At 74.2% G+C, this 16,837-nt stretch carries 9 protein-coding genes; 8 read left to right on the forward strand and 1 reads right to left on the reverse strand.

Annotated features, from left to right (window positions below):
• The first annotated feature begins 6 nt into the window (after window positions 1-6).
• Window positions 7-1,629 carry an AMP-dependent synthetase/ligase gene (locus LWC35_RS18440; RefSeq protein WP_232871391.1) on the forward strand — a complete coding sequence of 541 codons (1,623 nt, stop codon included), beginning with the start codon at window positions 7-9 and terminating at the stop codon, window positions 1,627-1,629.
• A 119-nt stretch (window positions 1,630-1,748) separates the two neighbouring features.
• On the opposite strand, the gene LWC35_RS18445 is transcribed toward LWC35_RS18440, so the two are convergent.
• A complete protein-coding gene (locus LWC35_RS18445) occupies window positions 1,749-2,282 on the reverse strand; it encodes a YiiD C-terminal domain-containing protein (protein ID WP_232871392.1) in 534 nt (177 codons plus the stop codon).
• Between the two features lie 286 nt (window positions 2,283-2,568).
• On the opposite strand from LWC35_RS18445, the gene LWC35_RS18450 reads away from it, so the two are divergent.
• The 7 genes from LWC35_RS18450 to LWC35_RS18480 all read left to right on the forward strand — a co-directional run bounded on the left by LWC35_RS18450 (window position 2,569) and on the right by LWC35_RS18480 (window position 16,834).
• Window positions 2,569-3,774 carry an NAD(P)/FAD-dependent oxidoreductase gene (locus LWC35_RS18450; RefSeq protein WP_232871393.1) on the forward strand — a complete coding sequence of 402 codons (1,206 nt, stop codon included), beginning with the start codon at window positions 2,569-2,571 and terminating at the stop codon, window positions 3,772-3,774.
• A complete protein-coding gene (locus LWC35_RS18455) occupies window positions 3,774-4,343 on the forward strand; it encodes an SGNH/GDSL hydrolase family protein (protein ID WP_232871394.1) in 570 nt (189 codons plus the stop codon). Before LWC35_RS18450 ends, LWC35_RS18455 begins: the two co-directional genes overlap by 1 nt.
• A 75-nt stretch (window positions 4,344-4,418) precedes the next feature.
• Window positions 4,419-10,925: a type I polyketide synthase gene (locus LWC35_RS18460; protein WP_232871395.1), complete on the forward strand. Its 6,507-nt coding sequence runs from the start codon at window positions 4,419-4,421 to the stop codon at window positions 10,923-10,925.
• Entirely contained in the window at window positions 10,922-13,027 is a 2,106-nt protein-coding gene (locus LWC35_RS18465; protein ID WP_232871396.1) for a beta-ketoacyl synthase, read from the forward strand. The genes LWC35_RS18460 and LWC35_RS18465 overlap by 4 nt, the downstream gene beginning before the upstream one ends.
• The gene (locus LWC35_RS18470) at window positions 13,021-14,619 is read left to right on the forward strand and encodes a PfaD family polyunsaturated fatty acid/polyketide biosynthesis protein (RefSeq protein ID WP_232871397.1); all 1,599 of its coding nucleotides are present in this window, start codon (window positions 13,021-13,023) and stop codon (window positions 14,617-14,619) included. The genes LWC35_RS18465 and LWC35_RS18470 overlap by 7 nt, the downstream gene beginning before the upstream one ends.
• Window positions 14,616-16,304: an acetyl-CoA carboxylase, carboxyltransferase subunit beta gene (accD, locus tag LWC35_RS18475; RefSeq protein ID WP_308194584.1), complete on the forward strand. Its 1,689-nt coding sequence runs from the start codon at window positions 14,616-14,618 to the stop codon at window positions 16,302-16,304. The genes LWC35_RS18470 and accD overlap by 4 nt, the downstream gene beginning before the upstream one ends.
• Entirely contained in the window at window positions 16,301-16,834 is a 534-nt protein-coding gene (locus LWC35_RS18480; RefSeq protein WP_232871398.1) for an acetyl-CoA carboxylase biotin carboxyl carrier protein, read from the forward strand. The genes accD and LWC35_RS18480 overlap by 4 nt, the downstream gene beginning before the upstream one ends.
• The last annotated feature ends 3 nt before the right edge of the window (window positions 16,835-16,837 follow it).

Genomic DNA, 16,837 nt, shown 5'->3' on the forward strand with positions numbered 1-16,837 from the left:
GCCCTCGTGACCGCCGTCCTCAATCCGTCGCTCGTCACCCTGCCCGGCCGTGGCGGGATCGCCGCGGAGATCCTGCGCAGGCTGGAAGCCGTCGGTGAGCGCCCGGTCCTCGCCGCGCTGCGACCCACCTGGCCGGAGCGAACGGATCCGGCTGGCCCGGCCGACGGGTACAGCTGGGCCGACCTGACCGGCCGAGAGCTCGCCGGCCGGATCCGAGCCGTCGCAGGTGGTCTGCGCAGCGACGGCATCCGGGCGGGGGACCGCGTCGCCCTGCTCGGCGGGAACACCCCGGACTGGATCGTGCTGGACCTGGCCGTGCTGGCCGCGGGCGCGATCACGGTACCGATCTACCCGACCGCGTCGCGCATCCAGATCGAGCACGTCCTCGCCGACTCCGGTGCGACCCGGGTCTTCGCCGAGACCCCGTCACAGGTGGAGCTGTCCCGGGGCGAGCCGTTCGCGGAGGCCGTTGCGCGGCTCTCCGGCGGGGAGGCGCCGGATGCGGGCGAGATTGGCGCGGACGACATCGCCACGATCGTCTACACCAGCGGCACCACGGGCACCCCGAAGGGCTGTGTCCTCACCCACCGCAACCTATTCGCGGCGGCCGGGAACGTCGTGACCTACCTGCCCGAACTGTTCGCGCGTGACGATGCCTCCACGCTGCTCTTCCTACCGCTGTCCCACGTGTTCGGCCGGGTCAGTGCGTTGGGCTGCCTGTGGGCCGGTGTGCGGACAGGACTGCTGGCGTCGGCCGCCGAGCTGGCCGCCGAGCTGCCGCGGTTCCGGCCCTCGTTCCTGGTGCTGGTCCCGTACGCGCTGGAGAAACTCCGTAAGGGCGCGCGAGCGGGCGGGCTCACCCCGGAGCTGGAGTCCGAGGCCGTCGCAGCCGGCGCCGCGTGGTCCGGGTCTGCCGCCGAGACGTTCCGGGCCGCCCTCGGCGGCAGGCTCGACCACGTGATCTGCGGCGGGGCCCCGCTCGACCCGACCACCGCCGCCTTCACGGCTGCGCTGGGCGTGCAGGTGCTGGGCGCCTACGGCCTCACCGAGTCGACCACTGTCGTCAGCATGAGCTCGCCGTCAGCAGTCGAACCCGGCCGGGTCGGCCGCGCTCTGCCGGGGTGCGAGGTGCTGATCGCCGACGACGGGGAGATCCTGGTCCGCGGCGAGCAGGTCTCGCCCGGGTACTGGCCGCTCGTCGGGGAGCCCGAGCCGTGGTTGCGCACCGGTGACCTCGGCGAGGTCGACCGTGACGGGTTCCTCGCGATCACGGGGCGGCGCAAGGAGATCATCGTCACCAGCGGCGGCAAGAACGTGGCACCCGAGCCCCTCGAGGACCGGATCCGGCTGCACGCCGGGGTCGCGCACGCGGTCGTGATCGGGGAGGGTCGGCCGTACGTGAGCGCCCTGGTCTTCCCCGAGCCGGGGGCGCTCCTGGACGACGCCGCCGTCGAAGCCGCGGTGGACGACGCCAACACGCTGGTCAGCCGGGCCGAGTCGATTCGTCGCTGGCGCATCGTGGACGGGGCGCTGTCCGTCGCCGACGGCACCCTCACCCCCAGCCTGAAGCTGCGCCGGGCCGCGGTCGCCGAGCGCTACGCCGCGGACATCGCCGCCCTCTACAGCTGAACGAGCGGCTCTCTCGTTCACACCACTCGAGCAGGAGGCCACTCGTGCGTCCCGGCCGATGCGCACGAAAGGCACTCTCGCGCGGCAGGTCTGCACGAGAGTGCCCTTCATGTACCAGGTCAGGAGGACGCGGCGCCCAGCCAGGCCACGTAGTCGAGCTCGACGCGCCCGAGCAGCACGTCCGCGTCGTCGTGGAGGAGGGCGAGGCCCGTGAGCTCGAAGCGTCCGGCCTGGCCACCCGTCAGGACCGCGTCGATCGCCTTCTGCTCCAGGGTGGCGCGCGCCCGGATGTGGCCGTTCGCGGGCTTGAGGAACGCGATCCTGGACGAGCGGAGCACGAATCCCTGCAGCTGTGTGATGCGCGGCGCCATGGCGCCGGCGAACGCCGCAGCCCCGGCCACCTCGGCGGCGAGGAACAGCGCGCCGGCGTGCACGGTGCCGAAGTGGTTCTGCAGCTCGGGGCGGACGGGCAACTCGGCCTGCCCGTGGTCCGGCGCCAGCTCGGTGACGCGGACGCCGACGTGGTTGCAGAAGGGGACCATCGTGTCGACGGTCCGGCGGAGCTGCTCGAGATCGACGGCGCCGCCCGTCGCGGCGAGGCCCGCGACGACGGCGGCGAGCGGATTGGTCTGCGCTGGTGTCTGGGTGGCCATGCCGACCATTACCGCCGGATCGCGTGGCTGGCGGGTGAACGGCGGTCTCCAAATTGGCGACGAATGCGCGGGATCGAAACGGCGGAATGCGCAGATGATCGGGGTGGTGCATGACGCGATAGCTCGGCCCCATCGTGCGCCGGACGCCGTTGACTTCCATTCCGCACGGCCGTAGACACTTTTCCCGTACCGCTTGCGAGCCCTGTGCCGTTCCTGCCCCGTCGACGGCGACGGTGACCCCTCTCCAGCCGGATCGGCCGTCACCTTCGGGAGCTGACGAGAAGCCATGAACGAGCCCTACGACGCGATCGTGGTCGGCGCCCGCTGCGCCGGCTCGCCCGTCGCGATGCTGCTGGCCCGGCGCGGGCACCGCGTGCTGGTGGTCGACCGCGCCGCGCTGCCTGCCGACACGGTCTCCACCCACTACCTGCAGCAGTACGGGCTGGCCCGGCTGCAGGCCTGGGGGCTGCTCGACGAGGTGCTGGCCACCGGCGCCACTCCGATCACCCGGGTGACCATTTCCTACGACGACGCCGTGATCGCCGGGTTCGCCGACCCGATCGACGGCATCACCGCGACGCTGGCGCCGCGGCGCACCGCGCTCGACCCGGTCCTGCTGCGCGCCGCCGAGGCCGCGGGCGCCGAGGTCCGCCTCGGCGCCACGCTGCGGGACCTGGTCGTCGAGGACGGCGTGGTGCGCGGTGTCCGGTTGCAGACCGCGGACGGCGAGCTCGTCGAGGAGCGCGCCCGGGTGGTCGTCGGTGCCGACGGGGCCCGGTCCCGGGTCGCCGAGGCGGTCGGGGCAGGTGCCTACGACGTCGTCGAGCCGGCCTGCTTCATCTACTACAGCTACTGGCACGGTGTGCCGGACACCGGCTTCCACAGCCGCATCGGGCTGAACCAGCAGCAGGTGGGGCTGTGGCCGACCAACGACGACCGCACCCTCGTCGCCGTGATGCGCACCCGGGACCGGTACGCGGAGTTCCGCCGGGACGTCGAGAAGAACTTCCACGAGGTGATCGAGCAGGTCGTGCCGGACCTCGCCGAGCAGGTCCGTGCGGGCGAGCAGGCCGAGCGCTTCACCGGCATCCGCTACCCGGACAACTACTACCGGGTCTCCGCGGGTCCGGGCTGGGCCCTGGTCGGGGACGCCGGCTACCACAAGGACCCGTTCACCGGGAAGGGCATCTCGGACGCCTTCGTCCACGCCGAGCTGCTGGCCGACCGGATCGCCGAGGGGCTCGCCGGGCGCCCGATGGGCGACGCGCTCGCCGAGTACACGAAGGTCCGCGACGCCGAGACCCAGGGCGCCTACCGCTTCACCACGATGATCTCCGACCTCGACCTGTCGCCGGAGCTGCAGGGCCTGTTCCGCGCCGTGAGCGACAACGAGCCCGCCACCCGTCAGTTCCTGTCGATGGTCGGCGGCGGGATCAGCGGCGAGGAGTTCTTCGCCCCCGCCAACATCGGCAAGATCGTGGCGGCGGCCTGATGTACGACCTCGTGGTGATCGGGGACAGCTTCGCCGAGGGACGCGGGGACCCCGACGGGTCCGGCGGCTTCGTCGGTTGGGTCCCGCGGGTGGCGCACCGGCTGGGCCTGCGTGAGGTTCTCAACCTCGGTACGTACGGCGCGACCACCCAGGACGTCGTCGACCAGCAGCTGGACAAGATCGTCGACGTCGAGACCACGCTGCTGGGCGTGGCAGTCGGCGGCAACGACCTGGTTCGCGCCTATGACCACGACGGCTTCCGACGCAACCTCACGGCGATCTTCGACGCGGTCGTGGCCCCCGGACGGTGCCTGTTCACTCACGACTATCCGGACATCCCTGGCAAGCTCCCGGGGATCCCGGAGGAGCACCGCGCCGCGCTGCGAGCTCGCTTCGCCGAGGCCAACGCCTTCCTCGCCTCGCTCTGCGCCGAGCGGGGTGTGGTCCGCTACGAGCTGTCCACCGCAGCGCTCTGCGCGGATCCCGACATGTGGTACCCGGACGGCATCCACCCTTCCTCGCGCGGCCACCGCGCGATCGCCGACGAAATCGCCGCCCTGCTCTCCTGAATTGCTCCCCGCATTCCCGGTTCGCCGAGCGAATCGGTCCCGTGGGTTGCCGAAATGACGCTGAAAAGAGGACGCGTGTCCGATACCCCGGCCCGGGTCGGCCGCCGCACGGCGGACGATCCCATTGCGATCATCGGTATGGCGGGCCTGTTCCCGATGGCCCGGAACTACCGCGACTATTGGCAGAACATCCTCGACGCGGTCGACTGCACCTCGGAGGTCCCGGAGACGCACTGGCGCCCCGAGGACTACTTCGACCCCACACCCTCGACCGACCCCTCCCACCCGGACACCACCTACTGCACCCGTGGTGGGTTCGTGCCCGAGACCCGGTTCTCGCCGGGCGAGTTCGGGCTGCCGCCGAACCAGCTCGAGGTGACCACCACCGTCCAGCTGCTCAGTCTGGTCGTGGCCCGTGACCTGTTGCGGGATGCGGGCGCGGTGACGGACGCGGGGAACGCGAGCTGGTACGACCCGGCCCGGACCGGGGTGACGCTCGGCGTGACCGGCCCGATGCCGCTGACCCATCCGATGGCGGCCCGGCTCGAGACGCCGGTGCTCAAGGAGGTCGTGCGCAGCTGCGGGCTGTCCGACGCCGACGCCGAGGCCATCGCGCAGAAGTACCTGATGGCCTTTCCGCCGTGGGAGGAGAACACCTTCCCCGGCCTTCTCGGCAACGTGACCGCAGGCCGGATCGCGAACCGCTTCGACCTCGGCGGGATGAACTGCGCGGTCGACGCCGCGTGCGCGAGCTCGCTGTCCGCCCTGCGCATGGCCGCGGCCGAGCTGGCCGAGGGCCGTGCCGACCTGATGATCACCGGCGGCTGCGACACCGAGAACACGGTCTTCGGCTACATGTGCTTCTCGCGCACCCAGGCGCTGTCGAAGAGCGGCCGGATCAAGCCGTTCGACGACACCGCGGACGGCACGCTGGTCGGCGAGGGCATCGGGCTGCTGGCGCTCAAGCGGCTCACCGACGCAGAGCGCGACGGTGACCGGGTCTACGCGGTCGTCCAGGGCATCGGCTCCTCCTCCGACGGGCGCTTCGGCAGCATCTACGCGCCGCGGGCGTCCGGCCAGGAGCTGGCGCTGCGACGCGCATACACCGACGCCGGGTTCTCGCCGGCGTCGGTCGAGCTGTTCGAGGGCCACGCGACCGGCACCGCGGTAGGTGACAGGACCGAGCTCACCGCGCTCGGCGCCGTCCTCGACGAGGCGACGGACGAGCGCAACTACGCCGCGATCGGCAGCGTCAAGTCGCAGATCGGGCACACCAAGGGCGCGGCGGGCACCGCCTCGCTCATGAAGCTCGCGTTGTCGCTGCGGCACAAGGTGCTGCCGCCCACGATCAACATCGACAAGCCGAACAAGGCGCTCGAAGGCCACGCGCTGTACCCGAACACCGTGACCCGCCCCTGGATCCGCGACCCGCGACGGCCGGTCCGGCGGGCGGCGGCCTCCGCGATGGGCTTCGGCGGCACCAACTTCCACGTGGTACTGGAGGAAGCAGACCCCGAGCGGCCCCCGACCTCCCACCGCGGCCCGCGGGCCCACGTGTGGCACGCGGCCGACCGCGCCTCCCTCCTCACTGCACTGGACGGGCCACCGTCCGACGGCGAGATCCCGGCCGGGCACGCCCGCATCGGTTTCGTGTCCCGGACCGATGACGAGGCCGCTTCGTTGCGCGCGCTCGCCGCGTCCCTGCTGCGCGAGTCGACCGAGGAGAGCTTCTCGCACCCGAAGGGCATCCACTTCCGCGCCACGGCGCTGCCCGAGCTCCGGGTGGCCGCGCTGTTCGCGGGGCAGGGCAGCCAGTACGTCGAGATGGGGCGGCAGGCCGCGATCGACCTCCCCCCGGTCGGGGCCGCGTTCGACGCCGCCAACGCCGGCTTCGGCGACGCCGGCTCGGACACCCTCGCTGCCGCCGTCTTTCCGCCGCCGACGTTCGAGGCCGGTGCGGAGGCCGCGCGTGAGGAGGCGCTGCGCCGCACCGAGTACGCCCAGCCGGCGATCGGGGCGCTGGCCGCCGGCCAGTACGCCGTGCTCCGCGAGTTCGGGCTCGTCCCCGAGGGCTTTCTCGGGCACAGCTACGGTGAGGTCGTCGCGCTGTGGGCGGCCGGTTCGTTGTCCGACACCGACTTCCACACCCTCTCCCGGGCCCGCGGCCGAGCGATGGCGCCGCCCGCCGAAGAGGACTACGACCCGGGGACGATGGCGGCCGTCTCGGCGGCGCGCGAGGTCGTCGAGGAAGTTCTCGCCGAGACTGACGGGGCCGTGGTGTGCAACCACAACGCACCGACGCAGGTCGTGATCGGGGGTTCCGCCGCGGCCGTCACCGCCGCGGTCGCCGAGTTCTCGGCGCGCGGCGTGTCGGCCAAGGAGCTACCGGTCGCCGCGGCCTTCCACACCTCCCATGTGGACCACGCCGTCGAGTCCTTCCGCGACGCCGTCGCGAGCGTCGAGATCGGGGCGCCGGCAGGCCTGCTCGTAGCCAACTCGCCGGGTGCCGAGTACGGCGCCGATGTCGAGGCGAACCGCGCGGTGCTCGGCGATCAGCTGCGGAAGCCGGTCGAGTTCGTCGCCGGGCTGGAGCGACTGTCCTCCGCCGGGGCGACGGTGTTCGTCGAGTTCGGTCCGAAGCGGGTGCTGACCGGGCTCGTCGAGCGGACGCTGGGGGAGCGGGCGGTCGCGATCGCCACGGACTCGGGCCCGTCGGGGGACTCCGCCGCCGCCCTGCTCGGCGCCGCCGTGCAGCTCGCGGTGCTCGGCGCACCGCTGAGCGGGCTCAACCGCTACGCCGCGGCGCCCTTCGCAGAGGTCGAGCCGAAGGGCATGACGGTGACCCTCACTGGCATGACCTACCGGCCCGAGTCCCGCACCGCCGCCTACCGGGAGGCGCTGACGGCGGGCTACACGGTCGAGCTGCCTGCTGCCCTGCCCGCACCGGTCACCGGGCCCGCCATCCCGGTGGCCGACCGGTCCCCTGCGACCCCCGCGCCGGGTGCGGCGCTCCCCACCGGCGCCCCCGCGCCGAGCGCCGGGACCACCGCCGGCGCGGCGGTCGCCCTGTCCGGCGCGCCCGCACCCCTCCCGCCCGTCGATGGACCGACCTCGGCCGAGAGCGGGCTCGTGGGCGACCCGCTCGCCGAGCACGTCGACCTGCATGCGCGCTACCTCGACAGCCAGCTCCGGATCACGGAGGGCCTGGTCGACGTGCTGCGCGCCCAGGGAGCCGAGGTCGACCCGCAGGTGCAGGCCGGCGTCCGCGCCGTCGCCGACTCCGCACTCGCGATCAGCCGCGGCCACACCCATGCCAACGAGGTGCTCTCCCGCATGACGAGCCTGGCGGGGGTGGGCGGAACGGGCGGCTCGGCCCTCGGGCTCGGAGGCGTGCCGGCAGCGGACCTCGTCCCCGGACAGACCCGTCCGGACGCCCTGACGACGGGTGTGAACGGGAACGGATCAGGTGTCGTCGCCGACCCGTCCGCCCTGGCCGGCGCCGGGACGGCGACGGATCTGCTCAGCACGCCGACCGCGGCTCCGACGGACCCGGGCCCGGCCGCTGCCCCCAGCCCTGCGCCGGTCGCCCCGTCCTCCAGTGCGGTGGCCACCAGCACCGGCATCGCACCCCCGCCCGCCGGTGGGCCAGGCACCGGACCCGACGCCGGGGCCGTGCGGGCTGCGCTGCTGACCGTGGTCTCGGAGAAGACCGGCTACCCGGTGGAGATGGTCGAGCCGGGGATGGACCTGGAGACCGATCTCGGGATCGACTCGATCAAGCGGGTGCAGATCCTGGGTGCGGTCGCCGAGCGGGTGCCGGGTCTGCCGCAGGTGGGGCCGGAGCAGCTCGCGGAGCTGCGGTCGGTCGACGACATCGTCGGCGTACTGGCGGGAGCCCCCGACGCAGCGCCGGGCGCCTCCGCACCGTCCTCCGCAGCGTCCTCCGGGGTGGACCCCGACGTCGTCCGCAGCGCGTTGTTGACGGTGGTCTCGGAGAAGACCGGCTACCCGGTGGAGATGGTCGAGCCGGGGATGGACCTGGAGACCGATCTCGGGATCGACTCGATCAAGCGGGTGCAGATCCTGGGTGCGGTCGCGGAGCGGGTTCCCGGCGTCACCGGGGTCGGCCCCGAGCAGCTCGCGGAACTACGCTCGGTCGACGACATAGTGCGAGTGCTCGCCGGTACCCCGGGGGCCGAGCCCGTGGTCGTTGTCGGGAGCGAGCAGGCCGCCGAGATCAGCACCGACACCCGACCACACCGCTTCACGATCGACCTCGCGCCGCTCCCGCCGATCGACCGGCTCGCCGCACCCTTCGCGGAGGAGCCGGTGGCGTGGATCGTCGAGCGCGGCTCCTCCGTGCCCGCGGCACTGGTCGATGGTCTGCGCGGCCGCGGCTGGACCGTCGTGACCGGGGGTGAGCGGCCGGAGAGCCTGGATGCGGTGCTCCTGCTGGCGGGCCCGCACGTCCCGGCCGAGCAGCTGCTCACCGACGCGGTGCTGACCGCGGGCGCGACCGTGCAGGCCCTGCGGCGCACCGCCGAGCGCTCCCGCGCGGCCTTCCTCACCGTCACCCGCATCGACGGCGGGCTCGGGCACCGCGGTACCGCCGAGCTCCCGCTCGCCCTGCAGGGCGGGCTGACCGGGCTGACCAAGACCCTCGCCCGCGAGGCGCGCACTGTGTTCGCCCGGGCCCTCGACGTCGAGCCGGGGCTCGACGACACCGCGCTCGCGGACGTCGTCCTCGCCGAGCTGCACGATCCGGACCTGGTCGCCGAGGTCGGCGTCGACGCCGACCGCGCCCGCTGGACCCCGGTCCGCACCGACCGCGGCCTGGCCGGCGTCTCGCCGCAGGAGCCGGGCCTCACCGCGGACGACGTCGTGCTCGTCACGGGCGGCGCCCGCGGCGTGACCGCCAGCTGCGTGATCGCCCTGGCCGAGCGCGTCCCCGCGGAGTTCCTGCTGCTGGGCCGCACGACCGGCGTCGACGAGCCCGAGCCGACCTGGGCTGCGGGTGTCGCCGACGACGGCCTCAAGGCCGCCCTGATCACCGACCTCCGCAACGGGACCGGGGGCTTCGGGCCCAAGGAGGTGGAGCGGGAGGTCGCCGCCCTGCGGGCGCGGCGCGAGATCCGCTCCACCCTGGACGCGGTCCGCGCGGCCGGTGCCCAGGTGCGGTACCTCAGCGCCGACGTTGCTGACGCCGCCGGTGTCCGCGCCGCCCTCGGCGACGACGCCCACCGGGTCACCATCCTCGTCCACGGCGCCGGTGCCCTGGCCGACGCCGCCCTGCCGGACAAGACCGCCGAGGCCGTCGGCCGGGTGATCGGGCCCAAGCTCGGCGGGCTCCGCGCGGTTCTCGACGCGGTCGAGACCTCGCCCCGGGTCGTCGTGTTCGGCTCGGTCGCCGGCGTCCTCGGCAACCCGGGCCAGGCGGACTACGCGGCGGCCAACGAGGCCCTCGACCGCGCGGTCGCCACGCTCAGCCGCAAGGGTCAGCGCGGCACCGCGATCCACTGGGGCGCCTGGGACGGTGGGATGGTCACGCCGGAGCTCAAGGAGCTGTTCGCGGCCCGCGGAGTCGCACTGCTCGAACCGACCACCGGTGCGGCGGCCTTCGTCGAGGAGATCGGCAACGGCGCCCGGTCGGTGCTGGTGGCGCCGGGCGGCGCGCTCGCTCCGGTGGCGCCGGAGCCCGTCCGAGCGGTCAGAGTCCGCCGCGAGACCCACCCGCTGACCCGGGACGCCGTCGTGGCCGACCACCGGATCGGCGCGCACCCGGTGCTCCCGCTGTCCGCCGCGATCGGCTGGATGGCGCGCACGGCCGAACGGACCCACCGCGACCTGCGGGTCGTCGGGCTGCGGAACGTCGGCGTGCATCGCGGGATCGTGCTCGACGGCACCGAGCCCGGACAGCTGGAGCTGACGCTCGACCGCGGGACGGTCGAGGGCGGCACCCTCACGCTGCATGCCCGGATCACCAGCTGCGGCTCCCAGTACGCAGGGTCGACTCCGCACGCTCCGTCTCAGCCCCACTTCGGTGCCACCCTGCTGCTCGCCTCCGGCCCGGCGGCCGCGCCGACCGAAAAGTCCTGGGAGCCCACGACCGGCGACGACGGGCTGCAGGTCTACCGGGACGCCGACCTGTTCCACGGCCCGTTGCTGCAGGGTCTGCGTCGGGTCGTCGTCAAGGAGCCGACCCGGCTGGTCGCAGAGTGCGAGCTTGCCGACACCCAGCTGGCTGGGGGCGGCTGGTCCGCCGAGCTGCACAGCCCGGTCCTCGGCGACGTCGTGCTGCAGGTCGCATCGGTCCTCGGGGTCTGGCACCTGCAGGCTGGCTGCCTGCCACTGTCGGTCGGCGCCGTCGACCTGTACGCCCCGATCCCGGCGGACGCGCCGTTCCGCGTGATCGCCGACGACCTCCGCCCGACGAGCGGCGGGGCCACCGTGAACGCCACCGTCACCGACCCGGAGGGCCGAGTACTGCAGCGGTGGCGGGACGTCGGCGCGGTGAGCACCCCGGACATGGCCGCCAAGTTCGCCGAGGCGGTCCGGGTGCGGAACGAGGAGGGTTCCCGATGAGCACCGGGTTCGAGGAGATCACCTTCGAGGGCGAGCCCTTCGACGCGCTCGCCGGCGCCCCCGGTCCGCAGCCGGGAAGCGGGTCGGTCGAGGAGCGACCGACTCCCGTCCGGAACGTGAACCGTACCCGGACGAAAGGGGTGCCGACGGACTCGGCCAACACCCTCGCCGCCCGACTGGTGGGGGAGCTGCGGGCCGAGCTCGTGGCCGCGCACCGCTCCGCCATCGAGGTCCAGGCCGCGTGGCAGGAGGTGGCGCTGGCCGCGCTCCGCGGCGGCCGCCCCGTGCCGGCGGCCGAGCCGGTCCAGGCCGGGATCACCCGGGCCCCGGCTGCGGTCGTGCAGCAGGCGGCCCTCACCGCCGGCCCGCCCCGCCTCGCCCTGAGCCCGGCCGGCTACCGGCCGGAGGGCGGGCTGGAGCCCCTGGCCCCGGCCGTCGTCACCACCCTCGACGCCGCCGCCCTCGAGCGGCTGCGGCGCGGCGACCTTGCCGCCGTGTTCGGCCCACGCCACGAGCGTGGCGAGGCCGGGCCGGTCCTCGACTGTGGTCCGCTGCGGGCCGTCACCGAGCTGCGGCCGGGCGGACCCGTCGGCGTCGCGGTCCTTCGCGGTGTCGCCGCCCCGCCCGCCGACACCGCCGAGCTGCGCGCCCTGGCCGCGCAGGTCGCGCAGGTGATCGCGGGCTGGCTGGGGCTGCCGACCGTGGTCCCCGCTGCCCGCTTCGCGGTCGAGGGCGGCGAGGTCGTGTCTGAGGCCACGGAAGGCTCAGAGGACCCGCAGATCGAGACGGAGGTGGAGGTGCGCGCCGAGGTCACCGCGGCCGATCTGCTGCCGCGGCCCTGGGTGCGGGTCGACGTCGAGCTGTGCCCGGGTGGCCTGGTCCGCGGGCTCACCGTCGCCGTCCGCGAGGAGCCGGGCACCCCGCTCGGCACCCGCCGCGGCGGCAACCCGCCCGCCCTCCCGGTCCGGCGTGGCGTGACCGGCGCCCTCGCCGTGGTCGACGAGCTGGCCCTGGCCACCGCGTCCCTGGGCGACCTGCAGATGGCGCTGGGGCCGGAGTTCGCCCGGTACGAGCGGGTCCGCGCGACCCGGCCGCCCGCGGGAGGGCTCCGCCTGGTGGGCCGGGTCATGGAGGTCGACGGCAGGCGCGGCGATCTGACCCGCGGCGCCGGAGAGACGGAGTACGACTCCGCCGCCGACGCCTGGTACTACGGCGCCGCCCCCAGCCCGAGCGTGCCGAACGTGATCCTCATGGAGACGTCGCTGCAGTCGGCACTACTGCTCGGTTACCACCTCGGCGCCACGCTCACCGACCCCGAGGAGAACTACAGCCTGCGCAACCTCGACGGCAGCGCAACCCTGCACCGCGAGGTCGACCTGCGCGGGCGGACGATCGTTCAGCGCTCCCAGCTGCTGTCCACGACGGTGCTCGCGGGTGCTGTGCTCCAGAGCTTCTCCTACGAGCTCTGGCTCGACGGCGAGGACCGTGACCGCGTCGACCCGTTCTACTCCGGCCGCTCGCTGTTCGGCTTCTTCAATGCCACTGCCCTGGCCAACCAGACCGGCCTGGACAACGGCACGTTCGTCCCGACCTGGCTGGAGCAGCATCCCAGGCCGTCGCGGACCGTCCCGGGTGGGCGGACCGGCGCCTCCGGCGAGCTGGACCTGGTGCACGACCTGGAGGTCGTCGACGGGGGCGGCGTGCACGGGCAGGGCTACGTCCGGGCCCGGCGGACCGTCCACGAGGGCGACTGGTTCTTCGCCCGGCACTTCCACCTCGACCCGGTCATGCCCGGCTCGCTCGGGATCGAGGCGGTGATCCAGGCGCTCCAGGAGTGGCTGGTGGACACGGGTGCGCTGGCCGAGCTGGCCGAGCCCGAGTTCGTCGTCCCCGCCGGCGTCGAGCTGGCCTGGCGCTACCGGGGCCAGATCCTCGCGAAGGACGGGGAGATGACCCTCGAGGCGCACGTCAAGCGGGTCGAGCGGCGGCCGGGTCGGGTGCGCGTCGTCGCGGACGCCTCGGTCTGGAAGCCGGGCCTGCGCATCTACGAGCTGAGCGACGTCGCCGCGGAGGCGCGCGAGAAGGGAGCGCCGGCATGGTGACCACCGAGATCACGACGGCGGGCCTCACCGGGCCCGACCTGACGGCCTTGTCCCGCGGCGAGCTGCTCGCCCGGACCCCGGACGCCCTCTACCGCGTCCTCGCCGACCTCGACCGGCCGGTGTACGTGGTCCGGGACGAGCGCGGCGTCGGTGCGACGAACGAGCTGGCCGGGGCGCGCCGTCCCGGCGTGCAGGTGCTCGCGTCCGCGGGGCCGCTACCCCCGGCCCGGCTGGGCGCCGCCGCGTTCCGCCGCACCCACGGCGTCCGGTTGGCCTACCACGCCGGCGCCATGGCGCACGGCATCGCGTCTGCGGAGATGGTCACGGCGCTGGCCCGGACGGGGATCCTGGCGAGCTTCGGCGCGGCAGGACTCGTCTCCGAGAAGGTCGACGCCGGACTCACCGCGATCACCCGGGGTGCGCCGGGCAAGCCGTTCGCCTGCAACCTGATCCACAGCCCCAGCGAGCTCGCCATGGAGCGGTCGACCGTCGACCTCTGTGTGAAGCACGGGGTGACCGCGGTCGAGGCCTCCGCGTTCCTCGAGCTGACGCCCGAGATCGTCCGCTACCGGGCGCTCGGCCTGTCCCGCGGCGCCGGCGGGTCCGCCCGGATCGGGCACCACGTCGTCGCGAAGGTGTCGCGGACCGAGATCGCCGAGCTGTTCCTCGCGCCGGCGCCCGAGCCGATCCTGCGCCGGCTGGTGGAGGAGGGGCGGATCACCGCCGAGCAGGCCACCCTCGCTCGGGGGGTCCCGATGGCGGACGACGTCACGGCCGAGGCGGACTCCGGTGGCCACACCGACCGCCGCCCCCTCCCCGTGCTGCTGGGCGAGCTGCTGCGGCTCCGCGACCGCCTGAACCCCCGCGTGCGGATCGGCGCGGCGGGCGGAATCGGCACCCCGGACGCCGCCGCAGCGGCGTTCGCCCAAGGCGCGGACTATGTCGTGACCGGTTCGGTCAACCAGGCGTGCGTCGAGTCCGGGCAGTCCGCGATCGCCAAGGAGATGCTCGGGCAGGCCGGGGTGACCGACTGCGAGATGGCGCCGTCCAGCGACATGTTCGAGCTCGGCGTCGACGTCCAGGTGCTGCGCCGCGGCACGATGTTCCCGTCCCGCGCGCGCCGGCTCTACGATCTCTACCGCCGCCACGACGGTCTCGACGACCTGCCCGCCGCCGAGCGGGAGTCCCTCCAACGCACCGTGTTCCGCCGCCCGCTCGAGGACGTGTGGGCCGACACCGTCGACTACTTCACCCGCCGCGACCCGGACCAGATCGCCCGCGCCGCCGAGAACCCCAAGCGGCGGATGGCGCTGGTGTTCCGCTGGTACCTCGGGCTGTCGTCCAACTGGGCCGCGGCCGGGGTCGCCGACCGTGCCGCCGACTACCAGATCTGGTGCGGCGCCGCGATGGGCGCCTGCAACACCTGGCTCGCCGGCACCCCGCTCGAACCCGTCGGCGCCCGCACCGTGAGCGGGATCGCCGAGAACCTCATGCGGGGCGCGGCCTTCCACAGCCGCGTCACCACCCTGCGCCTCGCGGGCGTCACCCTGCCCGCCCGGTGCGCCGCCCACCGACCGGAGATCCTGTCGTGACCGAGACCCTGCCCGCCCCGCCGATCCCCCGCCCCGACACCCCGCGCAGCGTCGACTGGGTGCTGTGCCGCTCCTGCGACGCCATGGTCTACGCCAAACGGCTGCAGCGCGCCGCGGGTGTCTGCCCCGAGTGCGGCCACCACAGCCCGCTGACTGCGCCCGAGCGGCTGGTCCAGCTGCTCGACGCGGGCTCGGTCGAGGCCCTCCCCGTCGACGTCCCGGACGCCGACGTCCTGGCCTTCGTCGACTCAAAGCCCTACCCCGACCGCCTGCGCGACGCCCGCCGCCGCACCGGGCTCGACGAGGCCGTGCTCTGCGCGCGCGGCCGGATCGCCGGGCACCCGGTCGTCGTCGCCGCCATGGACTTCCGGTTCCTCGGCGGGTCGCTCGGCGCGGCCGTCGGTGAGGCGATCACCCGGGCCTGTGAGGTCGCGGAGGCCGAGCGGACACCGTTGCTGCTGGTCAGCGCCTCGGGCGGGGCACGGATGCAGGAGGGCATCCTCGCCCTGATGCAGATGGCCAAGACGAGCCAGGCGCTGCGCAGGCTCGACGAGGCCGGGGTGCTCACGATCTCACTGATCACCGACCCGACCTACGGCGGCGTCGCGGCCAGCTTCGCCACCCTGTGCGACGTGATCGTGGCCGAGCCCGGTGCCCGGCTCGGCTTCGCGGGCCCGCGGGTCATCGCCCAGACCATCGGCGAGACCCTGCCCGCGGGCTTCCAGACCGCCGAGTACCTCCTCGAGCACGGCATCATCGACCTCATCGCGCCCCGCGCCGAGCTGCGCGGCACGCTGGCGAAGCTGCTCGCCGTCGGCGGCGGCGCGGCCGAGGTGACCGACGAGCCGGCGTCGGTCCTGGTCCGGGACGCGGCGCAGCTCCCCGAGCGGCACCCGTGGGAGGCCGTGCGCGCGGCCCGCCGGTTCGGCCGCCCCACCACGCTGGACTACGCGAACCTGCTGCTGGAGGACTTCACCGAGCTGCACGGCGACCGGATGGCCGCCGACTGCACCGCGATGATCACCGGTCTCGGCCGGCTCGCCGGGATCCCGGTCGTGCTGGTCGGCACCCAGAAGGGCCGCACTCCGGCCGAGCTGCCCAAGCGCAACTACGGCATGCCCACCCCCGCCGGCTACCGGAAGGCCGCCCGGGCGATGCGGCTCGCCGGGAAGCTGGGCCTGCCGGTGGTCAGCCTGGTCGACACCTCCGGCGCCTTCCCCGGGGTCGCGGCGGAGGAGCAGGGCCAGGCCGTCGCCATCGCCGAGAACCTGCGACTGCTGTCCGGCCTGCCCGTGCCGGTGGTCGCGGTGGTGACGGGCGAGGGCGGCAGCGGTGGCGCCCTCGCCCTCGCCCTCGCGGACGAGGTGCTGATGTGCGGCGACGCCGTCTACTCGGTGATCACCCCGGAGGGCTGCGCCTCGATCCTGTGGAAGGACGCGGGCGCCGCGCCGCGCGCGGCCGAGGCCCTGCGCGTCGACGCCCGTTCGCTGCTGGACCTCGGCGTGGTCGACGGCGTGGTACCGGAGGCCGAGCACGGCGACCACGTGGCCGCCGCGGACAACCTCGGGTCCGCGCTGGTCGGCAGCCTGCTGCCGCTCTCGCGCATGGACCGCGAGACCCGGCTCGCCCGCCGCCACGAGCGGTTCCGCCGCTTCGGCGCCCCTCACATCGGAGAAACGGCATGACCGAGCTCGAGACGGTCCTCGCGACCCTGCACCGCACCGCCTCCGCGATGGCCGCGGATGCGCGCCCGCCCGCCCGGATCAAGCTGGGCGCCGCGGGCGTGACCCTGGAGTGGGACCTGGTGCGGGTCGGCGCAGCGGACCATACCCCGAACGCCCAGCTCGTCCCGATCGAGGGAGGCGTGCCCACTCCCGTGGTCGCCACCGTGCCCGCCTCCGCCGCGCCGGCGCCCGCCGCCGCGGCCGGAGGCGCCGTGAGCGGCGGTGCCGCCGTGGTGACCGCGCAGCACACCCTCACCGCCCCGACCGTCGGCGTGTTCTACCGTGCTCCCGAGCCCGGTGCCGCGCCGTTCGTCGACACCGGCGACCTGGTCACCGCCGGGCAGCAGGTCGGGATCGTCGAGGCGATGAAGCTGATGATCCCGGTCGAGGCGGAGCGCGGCGGTCGGATCGTGGAGGTGCTCTGCGCGGACGCGACCGCCGTGGAGTTCGGCGCCCCGCTGTTCGCCCTGTCGGCGGAGTCGGCGGAGTAGAGG

This window comes from Pseudonocardia kujensis (assembly GCF_021283305.1).
Lineage (GTDB): Bacteria > Actinomycetota > Actinomycetes > Mycobacteriales > Pseudonocardiaceae > Pseudonocardia > Pseudonocardia kujensis.